Below are 7,443 nucleotides of genomic sequence, written 5' to 3'. Positions count from 1 at the left end.
GGCCACCCATGCTCCCACAGGGGCAAGACAGATGGCAAATCCAAGATAAAGGTGACAAAACTTTGTAAACCGTTTGGTATAGGAATAAAACAATAAAAAAAATAATACCGGGAAAGAAAGGATCAAACAAAGGCGTGACAACATGGCTGCACAGAAAATAAATACCAGGGATGACAGGACAACAAAAAGCAAACTTTCCTTTTTTGACAATAATCCTGATGGGATTTCCCTTATGGCTGTCCTTTCATTTTTAAGATCAATATCTGCATCCACAATCCTGTTAAACCCCATTGCCGCAGATCTTGCCCCCACCATGGCCGTTAAGATCCAGATAAAATCCCAGATTGAGGGCAAATGATTTTCCCAGGCCATCACCACGGCGGACAATGCAAAGGGAAGTGCAAAAATTGTATGGGAAAATTTAATCATTCTCCCATAAACCAATATCTTGTTTTTAATATATTCCATAGGCAATTGTATCACATTCAGGACATTTCCCCTGTTCCTGCAAATAAGTTTCTACTTGATAACCCGCACGTCTCACTAGAAGTTCATTGCAGGAATGGCAATAGGTATTCTCGGACGACAGACCCGGCACATTTCCAATATAGACGTATCTAAGGCCAGCAGCTTTACCTGCCTTATATGCTTTTTCCAATGCGGGTACCGGGGTTACCGGTCTATCCATCATATGATAGCAGGGATGAAATCTTGAAATATGCCAGGGTGTTTCGCAACCCAGATCATTGGCAATATATTCAGCCATGGCTTGAATTTCATCCCTGTCATCATTCAAACCCGGGATCAGGAGGGTGGTTATTTCCACCAGGATTCCCATATCTTTCATTGTTTTAATATTTTCTTTAACCGGTTCAAGCCTTGCTTTGCAATAGGTCTGATAAAACTTATCATTAAAGGCTTTCAGATCCACATTAGCTGCATCAAGATAAGGAGAAGCCATTTCAAGAAGCTTGGTACTCATAAACCCGTTGGTGACAAAAACATTAGACAAACCTTGGTCTTTTGCAAGCTTTGCCGTCTCAAAGGCCAGTTCAAAAAAGACGGTGGGCTCAGTATAGGTATATGAAATGCTGTCGCAACCCGTTTTTACAGCGTCTTTGACAATGGCCACCGGAGAAAAGTCTTTTCCCTGTATCAAGTCATTATAATCCCCCGGCATCTGGGCAATATTGGCATTCTGGCAAAAAGTGCATTTAAAATTACATCCCACTGTGGCAATGGAATAGGATGATGAGCCAGGTTTTAAATGGAAAAGGGGCTTTTTCTCTATGGGATCAATGCTGGTGGCAATCACTTTTGGATATACCAGAGAATAAAGCCTGCCGCCTCTATTTTCCCGAACCCGGCAGATTCCCCTTTCCCCATCTTTAATGACACAAAAATGACGACAGATTTGACATTTTACTCTTTTTTTATCCAGTTTATCATAGATCAGGGTTTCCATATTTAAGACCTCATCCGTGTGGCCAGCCCTGTTGCAGGGCGATAGGCCTTTGATTTTTTTATCTTCAGCATCAAGGGCCGGGTCCGAAATTTCGGCACCGGTTTAATCTTCATGCCAATGAGAGTGCCGAAAAATGATTTTTGAACAATTTTATTGTTTTCAACAAACGCTGCTATCTGTCCGCAGGCAAAAGGAAATTGCAAGGTTGTTCTCCATTTAACAGGAACATTTCCAAGAATAGCAAACAGAATTTGTTTCAGTTCCCAGATGCTGAAAAAATGGGCATGGGTAAAGATATTGGGCACAAAAAAACCTTTAACCCTGCGGACCATATTTAATGGCGCATACCGGTTTAAGACACAGACAATTACAGTTTCCCTTGCCACCCTGCAGGCTTCTTCAATGGCCTTAGCAGGCCTGTCTGTAAACTCAAGACTTGTGAAAAAAAAAGCCGCGTCAAATGCATTGTCCTCAAACGGAAGATCTTCAGCCGAGCCCCGGTGAAGATCCACATGATTGCCAAGTCTTTTTGATGCAAGATCCAGCATGTACAAAGAAGGGTCTAACCCTGTCAGATTCAACCCCTTATCCAGTAACGGCTCAAGGCTGATACCGGTGCCGCAGCCGATATCAAGAATTCGCTGTCCTTTTTTAGGGGACAAAAGATCCATCATTAATTTGATTTCAAAATCCAGGCAATACTTATTTTTGGCCGGGTCAAACCAGGCATCATATGATCCTGCATCCTGAAAATCAAATACATAGCCCATAATTAATCCACCATTATTCCATCAGGTTAATCAATAATCTCTTTGACCTTTCCCATCATTTGGTTGATGGCAACAACTGACGGGGTGTCATCTTCCAGTTCAAGAAGCGACCGCCTTTCCATATCAAACTCAAGAAGATTATTGTCATCGGGTATGCTGCACAATATGGGAACACCGATACTCTCAACCTCATCCAGAAAGACTTTGCTTAAATTTTCCGGTGCCCGGTTAACGATCAGGCCCTTATGTTTTACATCCAGCTTAAGACTATCCAGCATTTCATTGATTCTTCCAACAGCTCGAAGTCCCCTTAAGGCATAATCGGTGACCATCAACAGGATATCCACCTTACCACTGGTTCTCCGGCTTAAATGTTCCATCCCGGCTTCATTGTCCACAAGAAGATATTTATAATTGCCTTCCAGCTCATCGGCAAACCGGTTAAGAATATTATTGACCATACAATAACATCCCTGGCCTTCCTGTCGACCCATCACCAAAAGATCAAAATCCTTTTCCTCAATCAACACCTGATTCATCAGCATTTCAAGATACAATATTTTATCCATACCCGAAGGGACTCCTTGGGGGTCTTTCATAAAATTTTCACGGATGTCGCCCACTGTTTTTTCAATTTCAAGTCCCAGGGTTTCACCCAGGTTACTGTTAGGATCTGCATCAATTGCAAGAAGCGGATCATTTAGATATTTTGTAAAATATCGCATCACAAGTGCTGAAACTGTTGTTTTTCCAACTCCACCTTTGCCGGACATTGCGATTACTTTGCTCATATTAACTCCAAACGTAACTATTTAATTTATATTTCATGTAAACATAAGGCAATCTTTTAAAAAAGCAATCAAGGAAGCTTTATTTTCTCTTTTTAAACCAGTCTTCGTCCCCATAAAGCTCTATTAAGCAATCCGGACAGATTCCATGGGTAAAGGTTATCTGGGAATGTTCTTCAATGTATGAATCCACCTGTTTCCAAAACCCTTCATCATTCCTGATTTTTTTACACTTGGAACACATGGGGAGAAGTCCCCTGAGTGTCCTGATTTCAATATGGGTTTTTATCCTGGCAAGCAGTTCGGCAGAATTAAACGGTTTGGTAACATAATCCGCACCCCCCACATTAAATCCCTTTACAATATCTTCTGAATCGGTCTTAGCCGTGAGAAAAATAATGGGAATGTGACGGGCACTGAAATCTTTTTTTAATCGTTCACACACTTCATACCCGTTCATGCCCGGCATCATGATATCCAGCAAAATCAGGTCAGGTTCATTCTTCTTTACAAAACTCAACGTCTGCTCACCGTTTTGGGCCATGCCCACTTCATATCCATTATCTGACAGAAGCTTGCCAAGAAACTGAAGGTTCTGAGGTTTATCATCCACAGCCAGCACTAATGATTTTTGCTTGCTCATATAACAACTCCGAATTAAGATTGTGTTCCTGATTCTCTTATTATTTTAGAAAGATGTTTGCCTATTTTGGAAAAAAAATTCAGGCTACCGGGCAATTGTTCCATATCAAATTTTACAGCCTGTTTTTCAAGTTTTTCAGCATATAAATAAAGATATTGATATTCAAATTCTTTAGCAAGAAATTTTAATTGCCCGGCAAAACTTTTGATCTCATCAATCACCATAGCATCTTTCAGATCATTCCAGGTGTTTTCTTCAATATCTTTTAATTTATTTTGTAATTGTTTAAGTCTGTCTATTGTTTGGGATGACAGGTCACCATCAAATGTTTTTGACAAATCCTGTGTGATTTGACCGGGTTTAACATGTGCTTGTTCTTCCCGGCTCATGGTGATTAAAGGTGCCTGCCGGACATTATTAATGTGAATCGTAAACCGGCTGCCCTGGTTCGGGGCGGAATCAAAAAAAATATTGCCATCCATTATTTCAACAAGGCGCCTGGATATGGTAAGTCCCAGACCTGTTCCACCATATTTGCTTGTATCCTGGTCTTTGGGCTGGGAAAAAACTTTAAATATATTTTCTTTTTCATCATCACGAATGCCGATACCTGTATCCTCAACACAGATAACCAAATCCCTTTGCTCTTTAATCTGATCATTTGCCTGATACTCCACGTGGATACGAACATAACCTTTATCTGTGAATTTAATAGCGTTGCCCACAATATTCACCAGGATCTGTCTTAGCCGGATTTCGTCTAAAATAACAATTTCAGGCAGATGCTTTGAAATATTCAGTTCAAATTTTAACCCTTTTTGCTCAATTTTTCCCGAAAACATCTGGTCAATTTCATGGAATAATTGTTTAATATTAAATGCACGATATTCAATTTTGAATTTATCTGCTTCAATTTTAGACAGATCAAGGATATCATTTAAAAGGGTTAACAGCGTTTTACCGCTTAAACGAATGGAAGATATGTATTCTTTTTGCGTTTCATCTTTAATATCTTTTTCAAGTGCCTGGGAAAATCCTAAAATTAAATTCAATGGGGTCCTGATTTCATGGCTCATATTTGCCAGGAATTGACCTTTTGCCTTGTTGGCAGCCTCGGCATTTTCCTTTGCCACCTTTAATTCACCGGTCCTTTGTGCAACAATGACTTCAAGATTGTCCCTGGCTTTAACCAGCTCTTTTTCAACAGCCTTCTGTTTTTCCAGTAAATCTGACCGCATCTTATCAATGTATCTCAATTGTTCTGATATTCTTCGCTCTTTGGCCAGTTGTTTTTCATAGCTTTGGGTCTTAAACCAGTAAAAAAACCACAGAACTCCTGCCAGCGACACGATATAGATTAAAATTGCCCACCAGGTCTTCCAGGGCTTGGTTGCCACATGGATTTGAAGGGATGCCCCTTTATAATTCCATACCCCGTCATTATTTGAACCAAACAGTCTTAATACATACTTTCCGCCGGGAATATTTGTATATTTACCATACCGACGGTTGCCGATATGATTCCACTCTTTTTCAAAGCCTTCCAGAAAATAAGCATATTGATTTTTACTGGGCTGGGTATAATTTAACGCAATAAATTCAAATTCAAAAAAATTATCTCGCCAGTCAAGATGCAGGCTCTTCTCCTGCTCCAGGCAGTCATCAAAGACAAGATTTTTTTGCCCCTGCCTGAGGGAAGTCAACACAATGGACGGGATATACCCGTTATTTATTATCTTGTCCGGATAAAAGCTATTGACCCCGTTTAACCCTGAAAACCACATTTGTCCTGTTCTTGTTTTATAAGCACTTGTAGAATAAAGAGAAAAATTATTTCCCTGAAGTCCGTCAAGTTTGGAATATTCCGTAATTACTCTTTTAGTATCAAGACTGAATTTAATGAGCCCCACATCCGAACTCAACCAGAGATGCCGATCATTGTCTTCAAGAATAGCTCGAATAGATTTGGTTTTAAAGCCATGGCGTTCATTGAAATGTTTGAACGTACCCGCACCTTTGTCAAATAAATTAAGCCCACCGTCGCTTGTTGATACCCAGAACCTGCCCGAATTGTCGATATAACAGTCAGTAACCATATTCCCACTAATCGATTGAGGATTTTTTGGGTCCATTCTATAATGGATAAAGGTTTGGGATTCTTTAACAAACCTGTCCAGCCCACCGCCTTGTGTCGGCACCCATAAAACACCCTCATTATCCTGAAACAGACTTAGCACAATGCTGGCACTTAGGCTTTCGGGATTATTGGGATCATTTTTAAATTGTTTAAACTCTTCTGTTTTTTTGCTGAACCTGAACAGCCCATCTGCTTCTGAGCCAAACCAGAGGATATCATTTTCATATTTATCCTCTATCATTCCCCTGGCGACCACGCTGGCATAGGGGTTTTTATATTTTTTCTCAAACATGGCCGTAGCAGGATTAAAAATCCCATGGACTCCATTATTCATCGATACCCACAGCTTATTTTCATGATCTTCAATTATAGAAAAAATATAATTATCTGAAATACCCTTGGGATTATCAGGGTCTTTTTTAAACACTGTGAATTTTGAATTTCTTCCAAGCCTGTTCAAGCCTCCCAGCTGAGTTGCAAACCAGATATTGCCTTTATTGTCTTCAATAATAGTGGGCACCACATTGGAGCTTAAGCTGTTTGAATCATGTGGACTGTGGCGATAGATCTCAAATTTTTTAAGATTTGGATCATATTTATCAACAGGCCCTGTATTTTCAACCACCCACATAATACCTGATCTGTCCTCAAAGCAACCCATGATGATATTACCGGAAATACTGTCTTCGTTTTCAGGATCATGCCTGAAACGCCTGAATGTTTCTGTTTTGGGGTTAAAAATTTCAAGCCCTGCGGCAACGGCATAGGAACGCCCCAGCCACAGGTTTCCATTCCGATCCTTTGTAATGGAATAAACCTCATCATGAGCAAGGCTATCCGGGTTATCAGGATCATGACGGTACTGAGAAAATTTTTTAGTTTTTAAATCAAATTTGTTTAATCCCCCCTGGCTTGTCCCGATCCATAAGATATCAATATTTCCTTCCTCAATAGCATATACACGTCCTTTGCCAATACTTTGAGGATTGCTCGGATCATGGAAATACCTGACAAATTTTTTTGTTTCCGGATGATACGAATCAAGCCCTTTTTCAGTACCGATCCATATAATATCATTTTTATCGATAAAAATTGTCCAAATGGAATTATGACTCAGGCTGTTGGGATTATCCGGCAAATGTGTGAGGCTTTTAAACTTTTTTGTCTTTTTATCAAATCTGTTTAATCCCATCAGTGTTCCCAGCCAGATATGGCCCCGGCTGTCCTGATCAATTGTTTCAGGTGCCCAGTTAAACTGGTCACTATTAATACTTTCAGGATTGTTTGGATCATTTTTATAGTATGTAAATGAATGGGTTTTCTTATCAAACACATTCAGACCGCCACCAACCGTTCCAATCCAAAACAGACCTTCATCATCCTCAAATATACCGGGCGTATAGGATGAGGATAAGAGATTAGGGCCTGCTTTATAAGTTTTGGTTTCATAGCCGTCATACCTGACAATTCCATTGGTGCACCCAACCCAGATGAAGCCTTCACGGTCCTGCATAACGCTGGCATTATAGGCTCCAGTGCTTAAGGGATGATCAAACTTCAGACGTTCGTCTGCAATGGCCTGCCTGCAAATCAAGCTAAGAATTAATATACCTGAAACAAGAAATTTCACTTTCACCCTA

6 protein-coding genes are annotated in these 7,443 nt (G+C 40.2%); all 6 read right to left on the bottom strand.

What is annotated here, in order from left to right:
• The coding region (locus K8S13_RS06375; RefSeq protein WP_291461322.1) for a UbiA family prenyltransferase at nt 1-429 on the bottom strand (429 nt) is incomplete at its 3' end.
• Nucleotides 430-454: 25 nt separating this feature from the next.
• The gene (amrS, locus tag K8S13_RS06370; protein WP_291461320.1) at nt 455-1,465 is read right to left on the bottom strand and encodes an AmmeMemoRadiSam system radical SAM enzyme; all 1,011 of its coding nucleotides are present in this window, start codon (nt 1,463-1,465) and stop codon (nt 455-457) included.
• 2 nt (nt 1,466-1,467) lie between these two features.
• Complete coding sequence (locus K8S13_RS06365) at nt 1,468-2,235, bottom strand: class I SAM-dependent methyltransferase (RefSeq protein ID WP_291461317.1); 768 nt, start codon at nt 2,233-2,235, stop codon at nt 1,468-1,470.
• A gap of 26 nt (nt 2,236-2,261) precedes the next feature.
• Nucleotides 2,262-3,026: an AAA family ATPase gene (locus tag K8S13_RS06360; RefSeq protein WP_291461316.1), complete on the bottom strand. Its 765-nt coding sequence runs from the start codon at nt 3,024-3,026 to the stop codon at nt 2,262-2,264.
• A gap of 79 nt (nt 3,027-3,105) precedes the next feature.
• Nucleotides 3,106-3,666 (bottom strand): response regulator, encoded by a 561-nt coding sequence (locus K8S13_RS06355; RefSeq protein WP_291461314.1) that lies wholly within the window; start codon nt 3,664-3,666, stop codon nt 3,106-3,108.
• Nucleotides 3,667-3,680: 14 nt separating this feature from the next.
• Nucleotides 3,681-7,433, bottom strand: coding sequence for a hybrid sensor histidine kinase/response regulator (locus K8S13_RS06350; RefSeq protein WP_291461312.1), 3,753 nt, complete (start codon nt 7,431-7,433; stop codon nt 3,681-3,683).
• Nucleotides 7,434-7,443 lie beyond the last annotated feature (10 nt).

The organism is Desulfobacula sp., assembly GCF_021107415.1.
This window is presented reverse-complemented; position numbering and strand designations above follow the sequence as displayed.

What these genes read in the sequence shown, in the direction of transcription:
- K8S13_RS06365 (WP_291461317.1), bottom strand. Translation starts at nt 2,235, where the DNA reads ATGGGCTATGTATTTGATTTTCAGGATGCAGGATCATATGATGCCTGG.
- amrS (WP_291461320.1), bottom strand. Translation starts at nt 1,465, where the DNA reads ATGGAAACCCTGATCTATGATAAACTGGATAAAAAAAGAGTAAAATGT.
- K8S13_RS06355 (WP_291461314.1), bottom strand. Translation starts at nt 3,666, where the DNA reads ATGAGCAAGCAAAAATCATTAGTGCTGGCTGTGGATGATAAACCTCAG.
- K8S13_RS06360 (WP_291461316.1), bottom strand. Translation starts at nt 3,026, where the DNA reads ATGAGCAAAGTAATCGCAATGTCCGGCAAAGGTGGAGTTGGAAAAACA.